Source organism: Tateyamaria omphalii (genome assembly GCF_019802125.1).
Lineage (GTDB): Bacteria > Pseudomonadota > Alphaproteobacteria > Rhodobacterales > Rhodobacteraceae > Tateyamaria > Tateyamaria omphalii_B.
In genome coordinates this window covers 266451-289802 of the sequence record NZ_JAHVHT010000002.1, presented here as the reverse complement: position 1 = coordinate 289802, position 23352 = coordinate 266451, and the positions used below count along the sequence as shown (strand labels likewise).

Below are 23352 nucleotides of genomic sequence, written 5' to 3'. Positions count from 1 at the left end.
AGGCCCGGTGTTCGCGCCGGGCTTTTTCATTTGGGCCAGAGTGCCTGGTCCCCGAGTTTTTCGACAAATGCAGCGTGCGCGTTTGCTTCATCGGCCGTGACCCGGGCAGGCAATGCGCGGGGACGTGGCGGAGGTGACCAGGCTTCGACCTCAACAGCGCTGGTGGCACCACCACTGCTGCTGGACAGGCCAAAGTCAGGCTGACGACCGCCGATCAGTTCGAGATAGACTTCCGCCAGGATTTCACTGTCGAGCAACGCGCCGTGCAGCGTGCGTGCCGAGTTATCTATCCCGAAACGACGGCACAGCGCATCCAGAGAGGCCGGTGAGCCCGGAAACCTGCGACGCGCGATATCAAGCGTGTCAATCGCCCGGTCGAACGGAATTTGCGGCAGCCCCATCCACTTCAATTCTGCATTCAGAAATTTCATGTCGAAGGCGGCGTTGTGAATGACCAGTTTTGCATCGCCGATAAAATCTACGAACTTTTGACCCAATTCTGCGAACTTTGGTTTCCCGCGCAGAAAGTCGTCGCCGAGACCGTGCACTTCAAACGCTTCCTGCGGCATGGCGCGTTCGGGATCGATGTATTCATGAAACACGTTGCTGGTCGGCACGTGGCCGATCAGCTCAATCGCCCCGATCTCGACAATCCGGTCACCGCTTTCGGGATCAAAACCTGTCGTTTCTGTATCGAGTACGATTTCACGCATCTTTGAGCCTGCTTCTGATCTGCTGAACGACAGAATGAACCTGCGCGCGTGCATGTTCAACCGTGTCGGTCTCAATGACAAAATCCGCGCGCGCACACTTTTCCGTGCTTGGCATTTGTTTGGCCAGGATCGCTTCGAACTGTGCATCGGTCATGGAGCCCCGGGCGAGAACACGGGCGCGTTGCGTTTCAGCATCGACATGGACAACAGCCACAGCGTCCATGGCTGCTTCGCCACCTGTCTCAAACAAAAGGGGGATGTCAAAAACCGTGATGTCGGCCTCGGTTATCGATACAAACGCTGCGCGGTCCTGTGCGACAAGTGGATGTACAATCGCTTCTATCTTTTTGAGGGCGGTTGGATCTCCAGAGATGATTGAGCGCAATGTATCGCGAGATACGGAACCGTCTGTCACCGCTTCGGGGAACAGGGCCTGCATTGGCGCGACCGCTGCACCGCCGACATCGTACAACCTGTGCACCGCGGCATCGGCATCCCACAATGCGCACCCTTCGTCGACGAACATTGCCGCCGTGGTCGACTTTCCCATCCCGATGGAGCCGGTCAGGCCAAGTTTGAATGTCATCTCAGCGCAGCCGCGCGCGTGGCACTGTCAACGACAGGGCGATGGCCGAACCAGCGTTCGAAGGCCGGAACGGCCTGATGCAACAGCATACCCAAACCGTCGACCGTGACACATCCCGCAGCCTCTGCCGCAGCGAGAAGGTCGGTCTTGAGGGGTGTGTAAACAAGGTCGGTCACAACCGTACCCGCGCGTAAGCCATCGAGTGGAACACGCATTGCAGGTTTCCCGATCATACCGAGGGACGTCGTGTTCACGACCAGCGCTGAGTCTTCCAGGACATTGCCCGCTTGCACCCAATCGACAACCGAAACCTTCTTGCCGAAATCATCCGCCAGCTTTTCGGCGCGTACCCTTGTGCGGTTGGTCAGAAGAACTTCGGGCACGCCTGCATCCAGAAGCGATGCAATCACCGCCCTTGCCGCACCACCGGAGCCAAGAACAGTTGCAGGACCGGACTGAGGTATCCAGTCAGGGGCACCCGCCTTCAGGTTTTCTATGAACCCATACCCATCCGTATTGTCTGCGTGGATCTGTCCATCCTTGCGAAAGATCAGCGTGTTTGCCGCTCCGATCAATGTGGCCCGATCGGTGACAAGATCAGCAAGTTCAAGCGCGGCCTCCTTGTGCGGGATCGTGATGTTCACACCCACGAACCCGGCCTTTGGTAATGTGCGCAGCACGGTCTCAAGATCCTGTGCTGCAACATCCATGGGGATGTAGTCGCCTTTCAGCCCAAGTGTCTTGAGCCAATGCCGATGCAGTTGCGGGGACTTGGAATGCGCTATGGGCGTTCCGATGACACCCGCCAAAGGAATTCTGTCGCTCATCCGTACCTGCCTTCGATCATCCGTCGATCACTCCGCGCAGCGTCAGGAAAGCAAGCAGTTCCAAAAGCGGCATCCCAAGGACATTGAAATAGTCCCCTTCGATGCTGTGAAACAGGCGTACCCCCTCAGCCTCTAGCTGATATGCGCCAACTGAGTGCCGGATGTCATCCCAATTTCTAGAGATATATTCATTCAGATAAGCGTCGGACACGTTCCGCATCCGCAAACGCACCTGACCGACGTGGCGCCAGATCGGTTTACCCTCATGATAGATCACGGCTGCTGACAAAAGCATGTGCCGCTCACCACGCATGGCGCGCAATTGCTCCGCTGCATCCGTCTGGTCGCGCGGTTTCGACAGGATACCGCCGTCGAAGGCAAGCACTTGGTCACAGCCGATCACCATGGCTTCCGGCACCTTGTCGGCAATCTTGCGCGCCTTCATCTCGGCCAAGGCGTCGGCGATGTCCCGGGGCGGCGCGGCTTCTGCCAGAAGCGCTTGCTTGATGGCATCTTCATCGACACGGGGCACCTTGACGTCAAAGGATACACCCGCGTTGCGCAGCAGTTGCGCACGGATTGCAGAACCAGAAGCAAGGACGATGGGGGTGGTCATGTGGATATCCCTGTGTGTCACAGGGATGGAAGTGCGGGATCAAGGCCGTGAAGGCAAGATGGATCAGCCATTGGTCTGCATCTGTGGTTGAAACCGCAATTGGTTCCCAGCGTTCATCCCGCGTGAGCAAGAACAAGCCACGAGCTGGGGAAAAGTCGATCTATGATGACTTAAACACAAGTCTATCCACAGGAAGATGTAGGAGAGATTTCACTTAAATCTTTGTTTATATTATATTTTATTCGGATATTCAGCGCACAGGGACAAGCAAAGCAAACATATCGGACTGTGCGTAAAGGCGAGAGTAAGCAGATAATCCACAGAAAACCAACGCCCTACAAAATCATCATCTCTTTTCTTTCTTTTATTTATTTATAAGGGTGACCTCGAATTTCTCGATCAGGCAAACGCATGGATTTTCTCATCTCCCTCTATCCTTGGATCAAGGCAGTTCACATCATGTCCGTGATTGCCTGGATGGCGGCTTTGTTTTACCTGCCACGTCTCTATGTGTATCATGCTGAGAGTGTGGGGTTGGAAGGAGACACCCACGCATTGTTCCAGACCATGGAATACAAACTTCTCAAAGTGATCATGAATCCGGCAATGATTGCCACGTGGGTATTCGGACTGGCGCTCGCCGCCATTCCCGGTGTCATCGACTGGGGGGCTGTCTGGCCGTGGACCAAGCTGATCGGCATCCTGGCGATGTCTGGATTTCACGGTTGGCTCAGCAAGCAGCGAAAAGCATTTGTCGCGGGAGGGCCGATCAAGACGGGTCGCCAGTACCGTATGATGAATGAAGTGCCGACGCTGCTGATGGTCTTGATTGTTCTGTCGGTGGTCGTGAAGTTCTGACTATCTTGACTCGGACGAGGACAACGCCTATTTGGCGTATCGCACCCCGTCCGGGGACCGCACATACCTAGCCCAATTGACTGGACGTGCACCGCTGCAAGACGGCGGGCCAAGAGTATTCCCATGACCGCAGAACGCCTCGCCCTTGCTGAACTCAAGGCGCAAAGCCCCAAAGACCTCCTTGCCATGGCAGAGGAGCTGGAAATCGAAAACGCCTCGACCATGCGGAAGGGCGAAATGATGTTCCAGATCCTGCGCGAACGCGCGGATGAGGGCTGGGAGATTGCCGGGGACGGTGTGCTTGAGGTTCTGCAGGACGGCTTTGGTTTTCTCCGTTCGCCGGAGGCGAACTATCTGCCGGGTCCGGATGATATCTATGTCTCCCCCGAGATGATCCGGCAGTACTCACTGCGGACTGGGGATACGATCGAGGGCGTGATCAAGGCGCCGGATGACAATGAACGCTACTTTGCCCTGACCAACGCCACGAAGATCAACTTCGAAGAGCCGGAGAAGGCGAAGCACAAGATTGCTTTCGACAACCTGACGCCGCTCTATCCTGACGAACGTCTGACCATGGAAACCGACGATCCTGCAACCAAGGATCGGTCTGCCCGCATCATCGACCTGGTGGCACCTATCGGGAAAGGGCAGCGGTCGCTGATCGTGGCCCCGCCGCGGACCGGTAAGACGGTTCTGCTGCAGAACATCGCGTCCAGCATCGAAAAGAACCATCCTGAGTGCTACCTAATTGTCCTGCTCATTGATGAACGGCCCGAAGAGGTGACGGACATGCAGCGGTCTGTGAAGGGTGAGGTTGTAAGCTCCACCTTCGACGAACCTGCAACACGCCACGTTGCCGTGTCCGAGATGGTGATCGAAAAGGCGAAGCGCCTGGTCGAGCACAAACGAGATGTTGTTATTCTTCTGGACTCGATCACAAGACTTGGTAGGGCGTTCAACACTGTGGTGCCGTCATCCGGTAAAGTTCTGACGGGTGGCGTCGATGCAAATGCATTGCAGCGCCCCAAGCGGTTCTTTGGCGCCGCGCGCAACATTGAAGAGGGCGGCTCGCTCACCATCATCGCGACGGCGTTGATCGACACCGGAAGCCGGATGGACGAAGTGATCTTTGAAGAGTTCAAGGGCACCGGTAACTCTGAAATCGTTCTGGACCGTAAGATCGCCGACAAGCGTGTGTTCCCGGCCATTGATATTCTCAAGTCGGGTACGCGGAAAGAAGACCTGTTGGTCGACAAGGTTGATCTGGCGAAAACATTCGTTCTGCGCCGCATTCTCAACCCGATGGGCACAACTGATGCGATCGAATTCCTGATTTCGAAGTTGAAGCAGACCAAGACGAACAGCGAGTTCTTTGACTCAATGAACACCTGATCCATTCGCCGGAGGAAGAGGGATGGATACGATCTTTGCCCTCGCCACGGCGCAGGGACGTGCTGGCGTTTCCGTGATCCGGATATCCGGTCCGGCGGCCAAGACTGTTGCAGCCGGTTTATGCTCGTCGCTGCCCGGTGGCCGGCAGATGGCAACACGTGTGTTGCGAGATGTAGGTGGTCAACCGTTGGATCATGCCCTGATCCTCGTTTTTGACGGTCCACGCAGTTTTACTGGCGAAGATGTTGTTGAGCTTCATCTTCATGGCAGCGTTGCAGTTGTATCAGCCGTTCTTCGAGAACTTGGACGCACGGATGCCAGAATGGCCGAACCGGGTGAGTTTACCCGACGTGCGTTGGAAAACAACAAGATGGACTTGGCCCAGGTCGAGGGCTTGGGTGATTTGATCGAGGCCGAGACAGAGGCGCAGCGACAGCAGGCATTGCGCACGGTCTCTGGTGCCGTCGGTGAACGGATCGAATTGTGGCGCAGTCTGTTGATCCGTGCGGCGGCGCTGGTCGAAGTAACAATTGATTTTGCAGATGAAGACGTGCCAGTTGATGTCACACCCGAGGTTCAGCAGTTGCTGAAACAGGTTTCAGATGACATCGAAGATCAGTTGCGCGGCTTTTCCGTGGCAGAACGTATACGAACCGGTTTCGAGGTTGCTATCGTTGGTGCTCCGAATGCTGGCAAGTCAACGCTCTTGAATGCCTTGGCGCGCCGTGACGCTGCAATCACGTCGGAAATCGCCGGTACGACGCGAGATGTCATTGAGGTGCGCATGGATCTGAATGGGTTGCCGGTGACATTGCTGGATACCGCAGGCTTGCGCCAAGCCACGGATGTGATTGAAGCACAAGGAATTGCCCGTGCGGTTTCTCGCGCCAATGACGCAGATTTGCGGATTTTCCTGGTTGAACCCGGAGAAGAGCTTGATGTCGTAGAGCGGGATGGCGATGTGGTGCGCGCGCCGAAAGCCGACACTCGGGAGGATGGGCTGCCGTCGATCTCGGGGACAACCGGTCAGGGCATTGATGAATTGATTGGGGAGGTTACCAACTCTCTCCTTCATCGAGCGCAGTTGGCTGGCCTCGCAACACATGAGCGTCATCGCATGGCAATGCAGCGCGCTTTGTCAGATCTCGCGTCGGCATCGACAATGGTTGCTGCGGGACCCGATCGCTATGATGTTGCTGCCGAGGAAATCCGCGTTGCGATTCGATCGTTGGAGGCGGTGGTCGGACGTGTTGATGTTGAAAATCTGCTGGATGAGATTTTCTCCAGCTTTTGCTTAGGAAAATGATGGAGTGTTTCACGTGAAACATTTTGATGTCATCGTAATTGGCGGCGGTCATGCTGGCACAGAAGCTGCCCATGCTGCGGCGCGCATGGGTGTAACGACGGCGCTTGTTACTATGAAGCGATCGGGCATTGGTGTCATGTCCTGCAATCCGGCAATTGGTGGACTTGGAAAAGGGCACCTGGTTCGCGAAATCGATGCTTTGGACGGTGTTATGGGCCGCGTCGCGGATGCGTCGGGTATTCAATTTCGTCTGCTGAACCGTCGAAAGGGTCCGGCCGTTCAAGGGCCGAGAACGCAATCTGATCGTGCCGTCTATCAAGGGACGATGCAGAAGATCACGGAAACCGCGAAGAACCTTACGGTGATTGAGGGGGAAGTCGTTGACTTTCACATGTCTGGGCAACACGTGAGCGGGGTTGTCTTGAAGGATGAAAGCGTTATTTCAGCAAGCGCAGTTGTCCTGACGACAGGCACCTTTTTGCGCGGCGTGATTCATATTGGGGACACATCATATTCTGGTGGTCGTATGGGCGATCAGGCATCCGTTCCCCTAGCTGACCGGATTGACGCCTTTTCGCTGCCCATGGGTCGCTTGAAGACAGGCACTCCGCCGCGGCTTGATGGAAGAACGATCAAGTGGGACTTGCTTGGCAAACAAGATGCTGATGAAGAGCCCGCCCTGTTTTCTTTCCTGTCAAAAAGGGCACCATTGCGCCAGGTATCTTGCGGTATCACGCATACGAATGGCGCAACGCACGACATTATCCGCGAAAACCTTGAACGATCGGCAATGTATGGCGGCCATATCGAGGGCGTTGGACCAAGATATTGTCCGTCGATAGAAGACAAGATCGTGCGCTTCGCCGACAAGGATTCCCATCAAGTTTTCTTGGAGCCCGAGGGCTTAAACGACCATACGATCTATCCAAATGGGATTTCGACCTCTTTGCCAGTCGATGTTCAGCTGCGATATGTTCAATCAATGGTCGGTCTGGAAGACGCGGAAATTCTTCAACCGGGATACGCCATTGAATATGATTATGTTGATCCGCGTGCTTTGACGGCAGATCTTGCCGTCAGGGATGTCCCAGGATTGTACTTTGCCGGACAGATCAACGGTACCACCGGCTATGAGGAGGCTGCGGCGCAGGGCCTCGTCGCCGGGCTGAATGCAGCGCGTGCTGTTTTGCAGAAAGATCCGATTCGCTTCCGGCGTGATGAAAGCTACATCGGCGTAATGATTGACGACTTGACCACGCGGGGCGTAAGCGAACCATATCGCATGTTTACGTCGCGCGCGGAGTTCCGGTTGTCCTTGCGGGCAGACAATGCAGATCAGCGTTTGACGGGCTTTGGGTACAAGTTGGGCTGTGTGTCAGCTGATCGGTTTGCTGTCTACGAGAAAAAGCAGGACAAATTAGATCAGTTGCGCACTCACTTGGAAAGTTCCGAGTTTACACCGAAACAGATCGCGCAGCACGGTATTCGTATCAATCAGGATGGCACGAAAAGAACGGCATTTCAGCTGCTTGCATTCCCAGATGTCACTTTTGAACAGGTCTCTGAATTGCTTCCGGATTCCCTCGACTGGGATGCCGAGATCCAGGAGCAGGTTGCGAGAGATGCGCTGTACGCCAACTACATTGCACGACAAAAGAAAGACATCGAGAAGTTGCGCAAGGACGAGCAACTGAAAATCCCGTCAGGATTTGACTACTCTGTCATCTCGGGACTCTCAGCTGAGTTGCAGGGTAAACTATCCAGGGTTCAACCGGCAGATTTGGCACAGGCAGGGCGTATTGATGGAATGACACCTGCTGCTCTTGCTCTCATTCTTGGACGTATCCGCTATCTCGAGAAAAAGTCAGCATGATCACTGCTCCGGACTGGTGGACTGGGGATGTTTCACGTGAAACATTGGAAAAGCTGCAAGCCTATGAAGATCTGATCCGCAAGTGGACTCGGAAGATTAATCTTGTCGCCAGATCGACGCTTAACGATATCGAGCAGCGCCATATCTGGGATGCAGCACAGGTGTTTGCGGAGCGGTCTGGCAGATGGGCGGATCTTGGAAGCGGGGGTGGATTGCCGGGTGTCGTTGCTGCCATTTTCGCGCAAGCACAAGGTCTGGATACGCATTTTGTTCTGGTTGAGAGCGATCAAAGGAAAGCGACATTCTTGCGAACCTGTGCCCGCGAGCTCGGCGTCCCATTTACGGTTGTGGCTGAACGCATCGAGGATGTTCCTCCTTTGAGCGCTCAAACTGTATCTGCGCGCGCGCTGGCTTCGTTGGACGTGTTGTTGATGCTCGCTGAGCCGCATTTGGCAGAAGACGGGCTTTGTATCTTTCAGAAAGGTGCGCAGTGGCAGCGCGAGGTTGCTGAAGCGGAAAAAAACTGGCGGTTTTCTTACGAAGCGATGCAAAGTAAAACGAACGAAGAAGCAGTCGTCCTAAAAATCAAGGATATCCAGCGTGTCTGACCCGACGCGCCCGCCCGGGCCCAAGATCATTTCAGTTGCGAACCAGAAGGGTGGGGTCGGTAAAACCACAACCACGATCAACCTGGCTGCCGCGTTGGTAGAGCTCGGCAACCGTGTACTCGTCGTTGATCTCGATCCTCAGGGAAATGCATCCACAGGCTTGGGTATTGAGATGGAAGATCGTGAAAAGACGACATACGATCTCTTGCTTGAAGATGTGTCATTGCAAGAGGTGGTCTTGTCCACCGACATTGAAGACCTCGCGATCGTTCCGGCTACCGTTGACCTAAGCTCTGCAGATATTGAGCTGATCGCAAATGAAAAGCGCAGCTTTTTGCTCCATGACGCATTGCGGCAAACAGACATGGATGCCTATTCCTTCGATTTCATTTTGATCGACTGCCCGCCATCTCTGAACCTTTTGACAGTCAATGCAATGATCGCGTCTCACTCTGTCCTCGTCCCACTTCAAAGTGAGTTCTTTGCATTGGAGGGTCTATCTCAACTGATGTTGACGGTGCGGGAAGTGCGACAAGCCGGAAATCCAAACCTGCGGATTGAAGGGGTGGTGCTTACAATGCATGACGCGCGAAACAATCTATCGCAGCAAGTCGAACAGGATGCTCGCGACAATCTGGGCGACATCGTATTCAAAACACGGATTCCCAGGAATGTTCGCGTGAGTGAGGCGCCATCCTTCGCGCTGCCTGTCCTAGCTTATGATAGCACCTCCAAAGGGGCGATTGCCTACCGCGATCTGGCGAAAGAGCTGATCGCCAACAATACAGCAATAGGGGCCTGACATGGCGAGCAATGACAAGAAACGAGGCCTGGGTCGTGGGCTATCGGCCCTTATGGCCGATGTGAATGAGCCAGCTCAATCAGCACCGGTATCGGGCGCCGGTGGAGAACAGCGTGTTCCAATTGAAAAGATCAAGCCGAACCCAAACCAGCCGCGTCGCCAGTTTGACGCGGGTCCGCTGGAGGATTTGGTTGCGTCCATAAAGGAAAAGGGTGTTTTGCAGCCCTTGATCGTCCGACCCGCGGGCGATGATTTCGAGATTGTCGCTGGTGAGCGCCGTTGGCGCGCGGCGCAACAAGCGCAGCTCCATGACCTGCCTGTTCTGGTGCGTGACTTTACGGACACTGAAGTTCTGGAAGTGGCCATCATTGAAAATATCCAACGGGCCGACTTGAACCCGATGGAGGAGGCTGCAGGCTATAAGCAGCTCATGGATCGGTTCGGGCATACTCAGGAAAAGATGGCTGAGGCGTTGGGCAAGTCACGCAGTCACATTGCCAACCTTTTGCGACTCTTGCAGTTGCCCGAAGCCGTGCAATCGCTTGTCACGGACGGATCCTTGAGCGCGGGTCACGCACGCGCCTTGATCACGGCTGACGACCCGCTCGCGCTTGCCAAGAAAGTCATTGCAGGGGGTTTGTCAGTCCGCGCGACAGAGGCCCTCGTGAAAAAAGGCGCAGATGACGTTGGCGACAATATTTTCACCGGGTCAGCAAAGCGGAAAGCCGTTGAGAAGGATGCTGACACGCGCGCACTCGAGGATGATCTGTCTGCTGCGACGGGTGTCAAGGTTACACTGACGCACAAACCCGATGGTGAATCTGGAAGCCTGGTCTTGCAGTATGACACCCTCGATCAATTGGATGATCTGTGTCGCCGCCTAAGCGCGACCTAGTCGTCCAAGAGTGTTCTGAGAATGCCGTTCAGCAAGCTAAACCCTTGATCTGTAACGTATATTTTTCTTTTGGCCGTTGTTATCAACTTCATTTCTTCCAGCTCGCGCAACCTGTCTGACCTGAACTCGCGACCGGAAAGACGTAAATACCTATCCATATCAATGCCTTCGGCCATACGTAGCCCCATCATCGTGTATTCTGTCGCTTGATCGGAGGCAGATAGTGCTTCAACGGTTTCACGATTGTTACCGGACAACCAGAAAGCTGGCATTCGTTGTTGCGAGGTCGCAATGCGGGATCCATTCAGCGTCAATCGGCCATGTGCGCCGGGTCCGATGCCGGCATAGTCACCGTATCTCCAATAGATCAGGTTGTGTCGGGACTCCGATCCGTCCCTGGCATGATTTGATACCTCGTAGCGGGGCATGTTGTGGTCCAGGCAAATGTCTTGGGTAAGCGCGTACATATCGGCCGACAAATCGTCATCCGGAAGGCCTTGCAGCTTCCCTCGCTTGTAGCGATCACCAAAAGCTGTCCCTGCCTCTACCGTAAGTTGGTATAGGGACACATGGTCAAGATCGAGGGAAAGTGCCTGTCGAAGTTCCGTTTCCCACTGGTTTAGAGACTGATTTTGCCGACCATACATCAAATCGAAACTCACCCGATCAAAGACAGATCGAGCGGTGTCAAACGCGGCCAGCCCTTCGGCCGCGCTGTGCAGGCGTCCGAGTGCGCGTAAATCGGGGTCGTTCAGTGCCTGAATGCCCATCGATACGCGATTGACACCCGCGGAGCGAAAAGCTGCAAATTTGTGTGCTTCGACTGAAGTCGGGTTGGCCTCCAGTGTGACTTCGACATCATTTGCCATGGGCCAAGTCCTGGCCGCCGTGTTCAGTATTGCTTCGACGGTGCGCGGCTCCATCAGGCTGGGCGTACCACCACCGAAAAATACAGAACGTAGAACTCTACCCCCCGTGAGCAGGCCAACGCGCTCAACCTCTGCCACGAGAGCCTTGCGCCATGCATCGTGGTCGACTGAATTTGTGACATGACTGTTGAAGTCGCAGTAGGGGCATTTCGCGGCGCAAAATGGCCAGTGAACGTAGAGCCCGAAACCGCCGGCTTCCCAATCCTCAGCCAAAGCAGCCGGCGATCAGTTTTTTGAAGCTGTCAGCACGGTGGCTGATCGCGTTTTTTTCATCAGCCGACATCTCGGCAAAAGTGCGGGTATGCCCAACAGGCTGAAACATTGGATCATATCCGTGGCCCAGCTGACCTCGAACCGGCCAGACAAGTACTCCCTCAACCGTTCCTGCAAACACTTCTTCATGTCCGTCCGGCCAGGCAAGCACCAGTGTCGAACAGAACCGCGCCTTCCAAGGCTGAGCGGCATCGCGGTCGGTAAGTTCGGAATGTGTCCGCGTCATGGCCAGCATAAAGTCGCGCCCATTGGGGGTTTCTGCCCAATCCGCCGTGTAGACACCGGGCGCACCATCCAGCCCGTCCACTTCAATTCCGGAATCATCGGCAAGGGCAGGGAGGCCGGTGGCCTCTACCGCGGCCCGCGCTTTGATGCGCGCGTTGCCGACAAAGGTGGTTTCCGTTTCTTCCGGCTCTTCCAGGTTCATTTCCTTCGCGCCGACCACGGTCACACCGAAGGGATGGAACAATTGCTCCATCTCCTCCAACTTGCCCGCGTTGTGGGTAGCGACAAGGATCCGGTCGCCGTCGAACCGGCGCGTCATTCCGCTGCGCTTTGCTGCAGGGCCACCAATTCTCCGACACCTTTGTCTGCAAGGTCCATCAGGGCGTTCATCTGATCCCGCGAGAATGTTGCGCCTTCGGCACTCATCTGCACCTCGATCAACTGTTTGTCGCCAGTCATGATGAAGTTGCCATCGACACCTGCGTCGCTGTCTTCGGGATAGTCCAGGTCTAGAACGGGCTGGCCCGCGTAGATGCCGCAGCTGACCGCAGCCACAGGTGAAATCAGCGGATCGGTGATGACATCACCCGCCTTCATCAGCTTGTTCACCGCCAGGCGCAGCGCGACCCAACCACCAGTGATGGACGCGCAGCGCGTGCCACCATCGGCTTGCAGTACGTCACAATCGACGGTGATCTGACGTTCACCCAAGGCAACGCGATCAACCCCTGCACGCAGAGACCGGCCGATCAAACGCTGAATTTCGACAGTGCGGCCGCCTTGCTTGCCCGAGGCTGCTTCACGCCGCATCCGCGTGTTGGTGGCGCGCGGAAGCATACCGTATTCCGCGGTCACCCAGCCAAGGCCGGAACCCTTGATGAACGGCGGCACGCGATCCTCGATCGTTGCGGTACACAGGACATGGGTGTCACCCACCTTGATCAGCGCCGACCCTTCGGCGTGTTTGGTAAAGCCTGTTTCGATGGAAACAGACCGCATTTCGCTCAGTTCTCGACCAGAGGGGCGCATATGATGTCCTTTTGAGTGTGTGCATCGGGGATAGCCCCGCGTGCGGCCCAAGAGCAACCCCGATTGACCTTTGTTTTCTCAGGTCTTTAATACCTAGGGATGACCGATACACAGAAATTGCTGGACGAGATGAACGACCGCTCGCGCGAGGTGTTTCGCCGCGTGGTCGAGGGGTATCTGAGTTCGGGTGATCCTGTCGGCTCCCGTACGCTAACGCGGGATTTCAGTGAAAAGGTCAGCGCGGCCACCATCCGCAATGTGATGCAGGACCTTGAGTTCATGGGCCTGCTCGACAGCCCGCATGTGAGTGCCGGGCGCATACCGACCCAACTTGGCTTGCGGATGTTCGTTGATGGGTTGCTGGAAGTTGGCGTGCCTGACGAGTCCGATCGCGAAAAGATCGATGCGACCCTTGGGACAAATGAACGTGATGTCGCCGGGCTGTTGGATCGTGTTGGATCGGCGCTGTCCGGTGTGACGAAGGGTGCATCGCTGGTACTGACACCCAAGCACGAGGCGGCGATCAAGCATCTGGATTTTGTACCACTGGGGCCCGAACAGGCGCTGGTGGTCTTGGTCTTCGCCGATGGGCACGTCGAAAACCGGCTGTTTCAACCGCCGCCCGGCCAAACGCCGTCGTCCATGCGGGAAGCGGCCAACTTCTTGAACGCCATGATCGAAGGGCGCACGCTGAGCGAAGTGAAAACGATCATGCAGCGCGAGATTTCCGAGCGTAGGCAAGAGATCGATTCGCTCGCGCATGCGCTTGTCGAAAGCGGTCTTGCCTCGTGGGAGGGCGAAGGGGACACGCCCGAGCGGCTTATTGTCCGTGGGCGGTCCAACCTTCTGGCCGAGTCGACGGAAGCTGAGGATCTGGACCGCATCCGGTCCCTTTTTGACGACCTTGAGCGCAAGCGCGACATCGCCGAATTTCTGGACCTGACCCAGGATGGCGACGGTGTGCGCATTTTTATTGGCTCAGAGAACAAACTTTTCTCACTTTCGGGTTCCTCTTTGGTTGTTTCCCCATATATGAACGCGGATCGAAAGATTATCGGAGCGGTCGGGGTCATCGGACCCACCCGGCTAAATTATGGCCGGATCGTTCCGATTGTGGATTACACAGCCCAGCTGGTCGGGCGGATGCTGACGGACCGCAACGAAAGGTGACACATGGCTGAGCCGAAGAATGATGAATTCCTCGACGACATCGATATGGCCGAGGAAGAAGTCTATGCCGATGAGATGGCAGAGATTGATGATGAAGCGCTGGAGATTGACCAGTTGCGTGCTGAACGGGACGAGCTGAAGGATCGCTTCATGCGTGCGCTGGCGGATGCCGAGAATGCGCGCAAACGGTCGGACAAGGACCGGCGCGAAGCCGAAAACTACGGCGGGTCCAAGTTGGCCCGCGACATGCTGCCGGTCTACGACAACATGAAGCGCGCGCTGGAGTCCGCAACGGATGAACAGCGTGAGGTTTCAGCTGCGTTGCTGGAAGGCGTCGAGTTGACGATGCGCGAGCTGTTGAACGTGTTCAAGAAACACGGGATCGAGCGGATTTCGCCGGAAGTTGGCGATACTTTTGATCCGCAGCACCATCAGGCCATGTTCGAAGCGCCGGTGCCCGGTACCAAGGCGGGCGAGATCATCCAGGTGTCTGCAGAAGGGTTCATGTTGCACGACCGCTTGCTGCGTCCGGCACAAGTAGGCGTGTCGTCGACCCCGGCAAGCTGACGGTTTTTGCATATTTGAAGAACAATGAAGGCGCGGTCAGGGTTTGGCCGCGTCTTTCAGTTTGTAGATCAAGTCGAGCGCCTCGCGCGGCGTAAGCTCGTCGGGATGGATCGCATCGACCATCTCTAACACTGGTGACTTTTCGATTTTGACCGGTTGAGGGGGCGGTGTGGCTGAGAACAGCGGCAGATCATCGATTAGCGTCTTTTGTGTGGCGCCGCCCTCGCGTTCACCGGATTCCAGCGCATCCAGAACGACGCGGGCGCGCGCAATCACCGCAGGCGGTAGGCCGGCCAATTGCGCGACCTGAACACCATAGGATCGGTCCGCCGCGCCGCGCTTGACCTCGTGCAGGAAAATGACCTCACCATCCCATTCCTTGACCGAGACGGTTGCGTTTTCCACGCCGTCCAGCTTGCCCGCCAATGCCGTCATCTCGTGATAATGCGTGGCAAAAAGCGCGCGGGACTTGTTCACATCATGCAGGTGTTCAAGCGTGGCCCAGGCAATCGATAGCCCGTCATAGGTTGCCGTGCCCCGCCCGATTTCATCCAATATGACCAAGGCGCGATCATCGGCTTGGTTCAAAATAGCGGCCGTTTCGACCATCTCGACCATGAAGGTGGACCGTCCGCGCGCCAGATCATCCGATGCACCGACGCGGCTGAAGATTTGACTGACCAGACCGATATGCGCTGACTGTGCAGGAACGAAACTGCCCATCTGCGCAAGAATTGCGATCAGCGCATTTTGGCGCAGGAACGTCGATTTACCCGACATGTTCGGCCCGGTCAGAAGCCAAACCGCTGCGCCGTCCTCGGCATTCAGTTCGCAATCGTTCGCAATGAAAGGCGTGCCACCTTGCTGCGACAGAGCGTGTTCGACAACAGGATGTCGACCGCCCGCAATCTCGAACGTGCGGGACGTATCGAGATGCGGTTTGGTCCAGTTCTGGGCGGTGGCGAGCGTTGCCAAGCCGGTGGCCAGATCAATCTCGGCCAATGCATTCGCCGTTTGGCTGATCTGGGCCGCGTTCTCCAAAACTAACGCTTTCAAGCCTTCATAGAGACGCTTTTCGATTTCAAGCGCCCGACCACCGGCGTTCAGAATGCGGGTTTCGAGGTCTGACAGTTCAACGGTGGTAAACCGTATCTGATTGGCTGTGGTCTGGCGGTGAATAAAGGTTTCGTTCAAGGGTGCAGACATCATCTTGTCGGCATGGGTCGCCGTGACTTCGATGAAATAGCCGAGCACGTTGTTGTGCTTGATCTTCAATGATTGGACGCCAGCCTGCGCCGCGTAATCCTGCTGCATCTTCGCAATGACGGATCGCCCCTCGTCCCGCAATTGCCGCGCTTCATCCAACTCAGCGTCGCATCCTGCTGCGATGAACCCGCCGTCACGTGCGAGCAGAGGCGGATCGGCAACCAGATCATTCTCCAATCGCTCAATGAGGTCTGCATGTCCGGCGAGATCCCGGTAGGCACGCACCAGCAACTCAGGCAAATCGTCAGGCCGTGTGTCAGACAGGGCCTGTGCTTGACCCAACCCATTGCGCAGGGCAGCCAGATCGCGCGGTCCGCCCCGATCCAGAGACAGGCGCGACAATGCACGATCCATATCCGGAACACGTTTAAGCGCTTCGCGTGTCGACCGTGCGAAATCGATGCTCTCGGTGCTGTAATCCACTGCGTTCAAACGATCCGAAATCGTCTCTAACACACGCGAAGGCGAGGCAAGCCGTCGTTCCAACAGCCTGGCGCCTGCCGCTGTTACTGTCTGGTCGATCACGGACAGAAGCGACCCGCTTCGCCCGCCGGACAGCGCAGACGTCAGTTCGAGATTGCGGCGGGTGGCGGCGTCGATCTGGACGGTGCGTGCTTGGACTTCCTGCCGGGGTGGGCGGAGGAGGGGCAGTTTGCCCTTTTGCGTGATTTCAAGATATTCGACCAGCGCGCCCATGGCACCAACCTCGGCTCGCGAGAACGTGCCAAAGGCGTCGAGCGTCTGCACATTAAACAACGCCCCGACGCGACCGGCACCCGCAGTACTGTCGAATGCCGCACCTCCAAGCGCCGTGATTGAAATGCCAAAGTCTTCGACCAAGGGGCGCAATTCAGCTTCCTTGGCATCGGTGACGATCAGTTCAGATGGTGCGAGGCGCGCTAATTCAGGCCCTAGCAAGGCCAAATCGAGCGACATGACCGACAATGCACCTGTCGAGATGTCGACCCAAGCCAATGCACCTTCGCCCCGCACTTCTGCAAAGGCGGCAAGGAAATTGTGCCGCCGTGCCTCGAGCAGCGTATCCTCGGTCAACGTTCCGGGCGTGACCAACCGCACGACATCGCGCTTAACGACAGATTTCGATCCGCGTTTTTTTGCTTCCGCCGGGCTTTCCATCTGTTCGCAGACGGCGACGCGAAACCCCTTGCGGATCAAGGTGAGCAGGTACCCTTCTGCGGAATGCACTGGCACGCCGCACATAGGAATGTCAGCGCCGTCATGCTTGCCGCGTTTCGTCAGGGCGATGTCCAGCGCCTCGGCCGCATTGACCGCATCGTCAAAGAACATCTCGTAGAAGTCGCCCATGCGATAGAACAGAAGCGCACCGGGGTGCGCCTCCTTTATCTCGAGATACTGCGCCATCATGGGCGTGACCGACATGACATTCCCCCGTTCGTCGCGCGACATTACAAATGCTCTGACCCGAGGAAAAGCCAAAGTCGATTGAGGCGCGGAACCTGGCGCGCTAAGACGCCATGGTGCGACGGGAGGACAGCCGCAGATGAGTAAGACAAAGGTGACGCCGGAAGAAGCGTTGGCGTTCCACATGGAACCCACACCCGGCAAATTCGAGATCCAGGCCACCGTGCCGATGACGACACAGCGGGATCTGAGCCTTGCTTACAGCCCTGGCGTTGCGGTGCCCTGCGAGGCGATCGCGGAGAATCCCGAGACCGCGTACGACTATACAAACAAGGGCAACCTTGTTGCGGTCATCTCCAATGGCACCGCCGTGTTGGGCTTGGGCAATCTGGGCGCGCTGGGCTCCAAGCCTGTGATGGAGGGCAAGTCTGTCCTGTTCAAACGTTTTGCCGACGTGAACTCCATCGACATCGAGTTGGACACTGAAGACCCCGACGCCTTCTGTCAGGCGGTGAAGCTGATGGGCCCGACCTTTGGCGGCATCAATCTTGAGGACATCAAGGCGCCCGAATGCTTCATCATCGAACAGCGCCTGAAGGAAGAGATGGACATCCCCGTCTTCCACGATGACCAGCACGGGACCGCCGTGATCTGTGCGGCGGGGCTGATCAACGCGCTGCATATCTCGGGCAAAAAGATCGAAGACGTAAAGATTGTCCTGAACGGAGCAGGGGCCGCGGGTATTGCGTGTATCGAACTGCTCAAGGCCATGGGCGCGCGGCATGAGAATTGCATCGTGTGTGACACCAAGGGCGTCATCTACCAAGGCCGGACCGAAGGGATGAACCAGTGGAAGTCGGCGCATGCGGTCAAGACTGAACTGCGATCACTGGAAGAGGCCATGAAGGGCGCGGATGTGTTCCTGGGCGTTTCGGTCAAGGGGGCTGTGACGCCAGCGATGGTCGAAAGCATGGGCGACAACCCGGTGATCTTTGCCATGGCGAACCCCGACCCAGAAATCACACCCGAAGAAGCGCATGAAGTGCGGATGGACGCTATCGTGGCGACCGGGCGCAGCGACTATCCGAACCAGGTGAACAATGTTCTGGGTTTTCCGTACCTGTTCCGCGGGGCCCTGGACATCAACGCGCGCGCGATCAATGACGAAATGAAGATTGCTTGTGCCCACGCTCTTGCTGCTCTTGCGCGCGAGGATGTGCCGGACGAGGTGGCGCTGGCCTATGGCAAGTCGCTGACATTCGGGCGGGATTACATCATTCCAACACCGTTCGACCCGCGCCTGATTCACCGTATCCCGCCCGCCGTGGCCAAGGCCGGCATGGACACAGGTGCCGCGCGGCGCCCCATCATCGACATGGAGGCATACGAGTTAAGCCTGAAGTCCCGTATGGACCCGACGGCCAGTATTCTGACCGGGATCAATGCGCGCGCCCGCGCGGCGCAGGCCCGCATGATCTTTGCCGAAGGCGACGACCCGCGCGTTCTGCGTGCGGCGGTCATGTATCAGCGCAATGGCTTTGGCAAAGCATTGGTCGTTGGGCGGCAGGACGACGTGAAAGAGAAGCTGGAAGCGGCAGGTATGGGTGATGCCGTGCGTGAGCTTGAGGTGGTCAATGCGGCGAATACCACGCACCTTGATGCCTACAAGTCTCATTTGTACGAACGGCTGAACCGGCGCGGTTTTGACCGTCAGGACATTCACAGACTTGCTGCCCGGGATCGGCACGTCTTTGCTGCCTTGATGCTGGCTCATGGCCATGGCGACGGGATCGTGACGGGTGCGACACGCAAGTCCGCCCACGTGCTCGACCGGATCGGCCATGTCTTTGACGTTCAACCCAAAAGCAAGACAGCCGGGATCACAGCGCTGATCCAGAAGGGGCGCATCGTGTTCATGGCGGATACGCTCGTGCATGAATGGCCGGATGAAGAGGATCTGGCGGACATCGCCGAACAAGCCGCAACGGTCGCACGCAACATGGGGTTGGAGCCGCGCGTAGCCTTTGTGAGCTTTTCCACCTTCGGCTATCCGGTGTCTGAACGAGCCGAAAAGATGCACAAAGCGCCACTTGTCCTGGATGAACGCGGCGTCGATTTCGAATACGAGGGTGAGATGACCGTCGACGTCGCTCTCAACATGCAGGCGCAGGCCGCGTATCCGTTCTCACGTCTGACTGGTCCGGCCAACATCCTTGTCGTGCCGGCGCGTCACTCGGCCAGCATTTCGGTCAAGCTGATGCAGGAAATGGGCGGCGCCACGGTGATTGGCCCCATCCTCGCCGGTGTCGGCGGGTCGATCCAGATCTGCTCGGCCGTGTCTACGGCCAATGATATCCTCAACATGGCGGTTCTTGCCGCGTGCAAGGTGGGCTGATGGCTGTCTGGAACCTAGGCTCGATCAACATCGACAACGTCTATCGCGTGCCGCACCTGCCCGCGGCGGGTGAGACGTTGGCGGCGATGGAGTTCAGCCAGGGTTTGGGCGGTAAAGGGGCCAACATGTCCGTGGCGATTGCCCGCGCGGCGGCCCGCGTTGCGCATATTGGGGCGGTGGGGCCTGAAGGGAAATGGACGGTTGACCGCCTTATGGAGTATGGCGTCGATACACGCCCGATTCAGGTGATGACTGAACATGCGACAGGCCATGCCAATATCGCGGTGGCTGAAGATGGCGAGAACCAGATCGTGCTGTTTGCAGGCTCTAACAGGGCGATTTCGTCGTCTGCTGTTGGTCAAGCCCTCGCCGAAGCGTCGCCGGGCGACACGTTTATCACGCAGAATGAAACCAACGGCCAACGAGAGGCGGCCGAGATGGCCAGGCAGTTGGGTCTGCGGGTGGTTTACGCTGCTGCACCCTTCGACCCGGACGCGGTGCGCGAGCTTCTGCCCTTCGTCGACTTGTTGGTTCTGAACCAAGTCGAGGCGGAACAGCTTGAGGCTGCGCTGGGCAAACCCGTCCATGCGCTGGGCATCGAAGATGTCGTTGTCACGTTGGGGTCAGACGGATGCCTTTGGCTGAGCGGATCAGGTGAGGAAACGCATGTTCCGGCGATTTCCGTCACACCGGTCGATACGACAGGGGCCGGGGACACCTTCACAGGCTATTTGGTGGCTGGTCTGGACCGCGGTATGCCCATGCGGCAGGCCCTAGACCTCGCGACACAGGCCGGCGCGCTCATGGTCACGCGGTTGGGGACGGCCGACGTGATCCCCGATCTGAAAGAGATCGAGGACGCGAAGCTCGGTTAGCTCCCGGCAAAGGGTGCCGCGTCGCCCCACAACTGGCGCACTCGTTCGTCGCGGCCACACGCCTCGCGGTAGGCTTTGTAAGCGTTTGCTTTCGATTTGGGACCGAACCGCGTCAGGATAATGCCGCTCTGCTTGTAATAGTCCTGATGATAGCCGTCCGCCGGGTAGAATTCTGACGCGTCCAAGATGGGCGTCACAACGGTCTGACCCAGCGCCGCCTGCGCGTCCGATTTTGCTTGTTCGGCGGCAGCCTTTTGATCCGGACTGGTGAAGATTGCCGTGCGGTAGGTTTCACCCCGGTCACAGAACTGGCCGCCCGCGTCGGTGGGATCAACAGAACGGAAAAACAGATCATAAAGCGTATCGGCAGACACTTTGGACGGGTCGTATGTGATCTGCACCGCTTCGTAGTGACCCGTCCCGCCTTTCACCACTTGCTTGTAAGTCGGATTTGCGACCGTGCCACCGGCGAAACCGGATACCGCTTCGGTCACGCCGTTCACCTTTTCAAAGTCGGCTTCGACACACCAGAAACAGCCACCCGCGACGGTGATGGTTTCAAGCTGCTGCGCGTGACCGGTCTTTGCCTGCGCAAGAAATCCCAGAGCGATCATCAAGCCAAGCGAGACGGTTTTGAATGTGCGAACGGATGTCATGGTGTGCCTCCTCTGTCACCGCGAAGGTAACGCAATGCACAAAACGCTCAACTCACAGGACAGAGAGGTCGCGCAAGCGTGAGATTGTTTACCGTCCGCCTGAACCCGCGTAGCGTCGCGCCATGACGAAACGCATTGCCATGTGGTCCGGCCCCCGCAACCTGTCGACGGCCATGATGTACAGCTTTGCCGCGCGGGGTGATTGCCGTGTAGTGGATGAACCATTCTACGCCGCCTACCTTGCACAAACGGGCGTCGATCACCCCATGCGGGAGGATGTGTTGCGAACGCAGGATCAAGACCCGGATAGCATTGCCAAAACGCTGATTTCCCCTGTGTCAGAGCCTGTTTTTTACCAAAAGCACATGACGCACCACATGCTCGACGATTGGAATGCGGACTGGATGAGCCATGTCACGCACGTATTTCTGATCCGTCACCCGGCGCGGGTTGTTGCCAGCTATGCCCGCAAGCGTGAAGCGCCGGTTCTTGAGGACTTGGGTTTTGTTCAGCAAGCTCGGATCTTTGATCAGGTCGGTGGAGGTATTGTCGTGGACTCCAGCGACATCCGTGCTGACCCGGCTGGAATGTTACAGAAACTCTGCAGCACGGTCGGCATCTCTTGGACCGAAAGAATGCTGTCCTGGCCAGCGGGCGGACACCCCGCTGATGGTGTGTGGGCCGCGCACTGGTACAACGCGATCCATGCCTCGACCGGGTTTGACGGGGCAGAGGGGCCTTTGCCTGAGTTGGAGGGCAGGTACGCTGAATTGGCCGATGCGGCGATGCCCCATTACGAGGCACTCGCCGCACGCAAAATCACTTGAGCCGACGGTCCCGCGCTGCCAGCAGTTTGAGCCGCAGGGCGTTCAGCTGGATGAACCCAGCTGCGTCCTTCTGATCATACGCGCCCGCGTCATCTTCGAAGGTCACGTGCGCTTCTGAATACAGCGAGTGATCTGACCAGCGACCCACAGTGCGTGCGAGACCCTTGTACAGTTTCAGGCGGACGGTGCCGGTCACATGCTCCTGGCTTTTGTCGATCAGGGCCTGCAGCATCTCGCGCTCGGGCGAGAACCAAAACCCGTTGTAGATCAGCTCGGCATATCGCGGCATCAGCTCGTCCTTGAGGTGCGCAGCGCCGCGGTCCAGCGTGATCTGTTCGATCCCGCGATGGGCTTCCAGCAGGATCGTGCCACCGGGCGTTTCGTAGATGCCGCGGGATTTCATGCCGACAAAGCGCCCTTCGACCAGGTCGAGACGACCAATGCCGTGCTTGCCGCCCAATTCGTTCAGCTTGGTCAGAACCGTGGCTGGAGACATCTTTTCGCCGTTGATAGAGACTGCATCGCCTTTCTCGAACGCGACTTCGATATACTCGGGCGTGTTCGGCGCATCCTCGGGGTTTACCGTGCGCTGGTAGACATAGTCTGGCGCGTCCTCGGCTGGATCTTCCAGCACTTTACCTTCGGATGACGTGTGCAGCAGGTTGGCGTCCACGCTGAAAGGTGCCTCGCCACGCTTGTCTTTGGCGATGGGGATCTGATTTTTCTCTGCAAAGTCGATCAGCTTTGTCCGGCTGGACAGGTCCCATTCGCGCCAAGGTGCAATCACCTTGATGTCGGGGTTGAGCGCATACGCAGCCAGTTCAAAGCGGACCTGATCGTTGCCCTTGCCTGTTGCACCGTGGGCGACGGCATCTGCGCCTTCGGCGGCCGCAATTTCAACAAGACGTTTCGAGATCAGGGGCCGGGCGATGGACGTACCGAGCAGGTACAACCCTTCGTACAGGGCATTGGCGCGGAACATGGGAAAGACGAAATCGCGCACGAACTCTTCGCGGACGTCTTCGATATAGATCGCGGATGCGCCCATCATTTCCGCCTTGGCGCGCGCCGGTTCCAGCTCTTCACCCTGGCCCAGATCGGCGGTGAAGGTCACGACCTCGCACCCGTATTCTGTCTGCAGCCATTTCAGGATGATCGAGGTGTCGAGGCCGCCGGAATAGGCCAGCACAACTTTCTTGGGTGCGCTCATCTTCTGTCTTCCCTTGCAAGAGTTGGGTGCCGATAGCCGTTTTGGCGCAGAGGGGCAAGATTGACCCG

At 57.2% G+C, this 23352-nt stretch carries 22 protein-coding genes; 12 read left to right on the top strand and 10 right to left on the bottom strand.

Going from position 1 to position 23352, the window contains the following annotated elements:
• Positions 1-26 precede the first annotated feature (26 nt).
• From dnaQ to KUV51_RS10365, 4 genes are read right to left on the bottom strand one after another with little or no spacing between them, the layout of a single operon-like run.
• Positions 27-713, bottom strand: a complete 687-nt coding sequence (gene dnaQ, locus KUV51_RS10380) for a DNA polymerase III subunit epsilon (RefSeq protein WP_222521562.1) — start codon at positions 711-713, stop codon at positions 27-29.
• Complete coding sequence (gene coaE / locus KUV51_RS10375; protein WP_222521561.1) at positions 706-1299, bottom strand: dephospho-CoA kinase; 594 nt, start codon at positions 1297-1299, stop codon at positions 706-708. Before coaE ends, dnaQ begins: the two co-directional genes overlap by 8 nt.
• Positions 1296-2126 (bottom strand): shikimate dehydrogenase, encoded by an 831-nt coding sequence (locus tag KUV51_RS10370; RefSeq protein WP_222521560.1) that lies wholly within the window; start codon positions 2124-2126, stop codon positions 1296-1298. The genes coaE and KUV51_RS10370 overlap by 4 nt, the downstream gene beginning before the upstream one ends.
• 16 nt (positions 2127-2142) lie before the next feature.
• Entirely contained in the window at positions 2143-2742 is a 600-nt protein-coding gene (locus KUV51_RS10365; protein ID WP_222521559.1) for a Maf family protein, read from the bottom strand.
• Between the two features lie 411 nt (positions 2743-3153).
• Between KUV51_RS10365 and KUV51_RS10360 the strand changes: the two genes are divergently transcribed.
• The 7 genes from KUV51_RS10360 to KUV51_RS10330 all read left to right on the top strand — a co-directional run bounded on the left by KUV51_RS10360 (position 3154) and on the right by KUV51_RS10330 (position 10479).
• The gene (locus tag KUV51_RS10360) at positions 3154-3600 is read left to right on the top strand and encodes a CopD family protein (protein ID WP_222521558.1); all 447 of its coding nucleotides are present in this window, start codon (positions 3154-3156) and stop codon (positions 3598-3600) included.
• A gap of 123 nt (positions 3601-3723) precedes the next feature.
• The gene (rho, locus tag KUV51_RS10355; protein ID WP_222521557.1) at positions 3724-4995 is read left to right on the top strand and encodes a transcription termination factor Rho; all 1272 of its coding nucleotides are present in this window, start codon (positions 3724-3726) and stop codon (positions 4993-4995) included.
• A 22-nt stretch (positions 4996-5017) separates the two neighbouring features.
• Complete coding sequence (mnmE, locus tag KUV51_RS10350) at positions 5018-6301, top strand: tRNA uridine-5-carboxymethylaminomethyl(34) synthesis GTPase MnmE (RefSeq protein ID WP_222521556.1); 1284 nt, start codon at positions 5018-5020, stop codon at positions 6299-6301.
• Between the two features lie 13 nt (positions 6302-6314).
• Positions 6315-8174, top strand: a complete 1860-nt coding sequence (gene mnmG, locus KUV51_RS10345; protein ID WP_222521555.1) for a tRNA uridine-5-carboxymethylaminomethyl(34) synthesis enzyme MnmG — start codon at positions 6315-6317, stop codon at positions 8172-8174.
• A complete protein-coding gene (gene rsmG, locus KUV51_RS10340; protein WP_222521554.1) occupies positions 8171-8782 on the top strand; it encodes a 16S rRNA (guanine(527)-N(7))-methyltransferase RsmG in 612 nt (203 codons plus the stop codon). The genes mnmG and rsmG overlap by 4 nt, the downstream gene beginning before the upstream one ends.
• Positions 8775-9584 carry a ParA family protein gene (locus tag KUV51_RS10335; protein WP_222521553.1) on the top strand — a complete coding sequence of 270 codons (810 nt, stop codon included), beginning with the start codon at positions 8775-8777 and terminating at the stop codon, positions 9582-9584. Before rsmG ends, KUV51_RS10335 begins: the two co-directional genes overlap by 8 nt.
• 1 nt (position 9585) lies before the next feature.
• Positions 9586-10479, top strand: a complete 894-nt coding sequence (locus KUV51_RS10330; protein WP_222521552.1) for a ParB/RepB/Spo0J family partition protein — start codon at positions 9586-9588, stop codon at positions 10477-10479.
• Here KUV51_RS10330 and hemW read toward each other — a convergent pair.
• Genes hemW through rph form a run of 3 tightly spaced genes read right to left on the bottom strand, consistent with a single transcriptional unit; the run spans position 10476 to position 12935 of the window.
• Positions 10476-11621, bottom strand: a complete 1146-nt coding sequence (hemW, locus tag KUV51_RS10325) for a radical SAM family heme chaperone HemW (RefSeq protein WP_222521551.1) — start codon at positions 11619-11621, stop codon at positions 10476-10478. The genes KUV51_RS10330 and hemW overlap by 4 nt on opposite strands.
• Positions 11614-12225, bottom strand: a complete 612-nt coding sequence (rdgB, locus tag KUV51_RS10320) for an RdgB/HAM1 family non-canonical purine NTP pyrophosphatase (protein ID WP_222521550.1) — start codon at positions 12223-12225, stop codon at positions 11614-11616. The genes hemW and rdgB overlap by 8 nt, the downstream gene beginning before the upstream one ends.
• Positions 12222-12935 carry a ribonuclease PH gene (rph, locus tag KUV51_RS10315; RefSeq protein WP_222521549.1) on the bottom strand — a complete coding sequence of 238 codons (714 nt, stop codon included), beginning with the start codon at positions 12933-12935 and terminating at the stop codon, positions 12222-12224. Before rph ends, rdgB begins: the two co-directional genes overlap by 4 nt.
• Positions 12936-13034: 99 nt before the next feature.
• Between rph and hrcA the strand changes: the two genes are divergently transcribed.
• Positions 13035-14105, top strand: coding sequence for a heat-inducible transcriptional repressor HrcA (gene hrcA, locus KUV51_RS10310; protein WP_222521548.1), 1071 nt, complete (start codon positions 13035-13037; stop codon positions 14103-14105).
• A gap of 3 nt (positions 14106-14108) precedes the next feature.
• Positions 14109-14672, top strand: a complete 564-nt coding sequence (locus tag KUV51_RS10305) for a nucleotide exchange factor GrpE (protein ID WP_222521547.1) — start codon at positions 14109-14111, stop codon at positions 14670-14672.
• A 36-nt stretch (positions 14673-14708) separates the two neighbouring features.
• On the opposite strand, the gene mutS is transcribed toward KUV51_RS10305, so the two are convergent.
• Complete coding sequence (gene mutS / locus KUV51_RS10300) at positions 14709-17339, bottom strand: DNA mismatch repair protein MutS (RefSeq protein ID WP_222521941.1); 2631 nt, start codon at positions 17337-17339, stop codon at positions 14709-14711.
• Positions 17340-17460: 121 nt separating this feature from the next.
• Here mutS and KUV51_RS10295 point away from each other — a divergent pair, with 121 nt between their 5' ends.
• Positions 17461-19716 (top strand): NADP-dependent malic enzyme, encoded by a 2256-nt coding sequence (locus tag KUV51_RS10295; RefSeq protein WP_222521546.1) that lies wholly within the window; start codon positions 17461-17463, stop codon positions 19714-19716.
• The gene (locus KUV51_RS10290) at positions 19716-20591 is read left to right on the top strand and encodes a ribokinase (RefSeq protein WP_222521545.1); all 876 of its coding nucleotides are present in this window, start codon (positions 19716-19718) and stop codon (positions 20589-20591) included. The genes KUV51_RS10295 and KUV51_RS10290 overlap by 1 nt, the downstream gene beginning before the upstream one ends.
• Here the strand turns inward: KUV51_RS10290 and msrA are convergent.
• Positions 20588-21205, bottom strand: coding sequence for a peptide-methionine (S)-S-oxide reductase MsrA (msrA, locus tag KUV51_RS10285; RefSeq protein ID WP_410001074.1), 618 nt, complete (start codon positions 21203-21205; stop codon positions 20588-20590). The genes KUV51_RS10290 and msrA overlap by 4 nt on opposite strands.
• 164 nt (positions 21206-21369) lie before the next feature.
• On the opposite strand from msrA, the gene KUV51_RS10280 reads away from it, so the two are divergent.
• Positions 21370-22074 (top strand): HAD family hydrolase, encoded by a 705-nt coding sequence (locus KUV51_RS10280; protein WP_261385766.1) that lies wholly within the window; start codon positions 21370-21372, stop codon positions 22072-22074.
• Here the strand turns inward: KUV51_RS10280 and KUV51_RS10275 are convergent.
• Positions 22067-23284, bottom strand: coding sequence for an argininosuccinate synthase (locus tag KUV51_RS10275; RefSeq protein ID WP_222521543.1), 1218 nt, complete (start codon positions 23282-23284; stop codon positions 22067-22069). The genes KUV51_RS10280 and KUV51_RS10275 overlap by 8 nt on opposite strands.
• Positions 23285-23352 lie beyond the last annotated feature (68 nt).

Excerpts from the sequence above, each read along its gene's own strand:
- dnaQ (WP_222521562.1), bottom strand. The coding sequence starts at position 713 with ATGCGTGAAATCGTACTCGATACAGAAACGACAGGTTTTGATCCCGAA.
- coaE (WP_222521561.1), bottom strand. The coding sequence starts at position 1,299 with ATGACATTCAAACTTGGCCTGACCGGCTCCATCGGGATGGGAAAGTCG.
- KUV51_RS10370 (WP_222521560.1), bottom strand. The coding sequence starts at position 2,126 with ATGAGCGACAGAATTCCTTTGGCGGGTGTCATCGGAACGCCCATAGCG.
- KUV51_RS10365 (WP_222521559.1), bottom strand. The coding sequence starts at position 2,742 with ATGACCACCCCCATCGTCCTTGCTTCTGGTTCTGCAATCCGTGCGCAA.
- KUV51_RS10360 (WP_222521558.1), top strand. The coding sequence starts at position 3,154 with ATGGATTTTCTCATCTCCCTCTATCCTTGGATCAAGGCAGTTCACATC.
- rho (WP_222521557.1), top strand. The coding sequence starts at position 3,724 with ATGACCGCAGAACGCCTCGCCCTTGCTGAACTCAAGGCGCAAAGCCCC.
- mnmE (WP_222521556.1), top strand. The coding sequence starts at position 5,018 with ATGGATACGATCTTTGCCCTCGCCACGGCGCAGGGACGTGCTGGCGTT.
- rsmG (WP_222521554.1), top strand. The coding sequence starts at position 8,171 with ATGATCACTGCTCCGGACTGGTGGACTGGGGATGTTTCACGTGAAACA.
- KUV51_RS10330 (WP_222521552.1), top strand. The coding sequence starts at position 9,586 with ATGGCGAGCAATGACAAGAAACGAGGCCTGGGTCGTGGGCTATCGGCC.
- rdgB (WP_222521550.1), bottom strand. The coding sequence starts at position 12,225 with ATGACGCGCCGGTTCGACGGCGACCGGATCCTTGTCGCTACCCACAAC.
- rph (WP_222521549.1), bottom strand. The coding sequence starts at position 12,935 with ATGCGCCCCTCTGGTCGAGAACTGAGCGAAATGCGGTCTGTTTCCATC.
- hrcA (WP_222521548.1), top strand. The coding sequence starts at position 13,035 with ATGACCGATACACAGAAATTGCTGGACGAGATGAACGACCGCTCGCGC.
- KUV51_RS10305 (WP_222521547.1), top strand. The coding sequence starts at position 14,109 with ATGGCTGAGCCGAAGAATGATGAATTCCTCGACGACATCGATATGGCC.
- mutS (WP_222521941.1), bottom strand. The coding sequence starts at position 17,339 with ATGTCGGTCACGCCCATGATGGCGCAGTATCTCGAGATAAAGGAGGCG.
- KUV51_RS10295 (WP_222521546.1), top strand. The coding sequence starts at position 17,461 with ATGAGTAAGACAAAGGTGACGCCGGAAGAAGCGTTGGCGTTCCACATG.
- KUV51_RS10290 (WP_222521545.1), top strand. The coding sequence starts at position 19,716 with ATGGCTGTCTGGAACCTAGGCTCGATCAACATCGACAACGTCTATCGC.
- msrA (WP_410001074.1), bottom strand. The coding sequence starts at position 21,205 with ATGATCGCTCTGGGATTTCTTGCGCAGGCAAAGACCGGTCACGCGCAG.
- KUV51_RS10280 (WP_261385766.1), top strand. The coding sequence starts at position 21,370 with ATGACGAAACGCATTGCCATGTGGTCCGGCCCCCGCAACCTGTCGACG.
- KUV51_RS10275 (WP_222521543.1), bottom strand. The coding sequence starts at position 23,284 with ATGAGCGCACCCAAGAAAGTTGTGCTGGCCTATTCCGGCGGCCTCGAC.